Genomic DNA, 313 nt, shown 5'->3' on the forward strand with positions numbered 1-313 from the left:
TGGGTATTTTTCAATAGATTGTATATCTTCTTTTATTTGATTTAAAAATTGAATATCGCCATAAACATCTATACTGTCATCAATTTTACGACACACAGCATAAATTGCCCAAACCGCTTTTCTTTGATCTTCTGGTAACAAGTCAAAAGCGTAAGAAAAGCTTTTTGAATGTTTCTTCATGATTTTATGACAATATTTAAAATTCATATCCATCATTGTCATACTAGTCCTCCTATATTGAAATGCCATTACCTCGATTTATTGTTCTTTAGATATAGAATATTGACGACCTTTCCATTCAACTACACCATAA

General features: G+C 29.7%; 1 pseudogene. It reads right to left on the reverse strand.

Features of this window, described 5'->3' with window-relative positions:
- Positions 1-222, reverse strand: a pseudogene (gene crtM, locus GUI70_RS25510) (4,4'-diapophytoene synthase CrtM); the annotation flags it as partial.
- Positions 223-313 lie beyond the last annotated feature (91 nt).

The sequence above is a fragment of the Deinococcus alpinitundrae genome, assembly GCF_009982895.1.
In the GTDB taxonomy this organism is placed as follows: domain Bacteria; phylum Deinococcota; class Deinococci; order Deinococcales; family Deinococcaceae; genus Deinococcus; species Deinococcus alpinitundrae.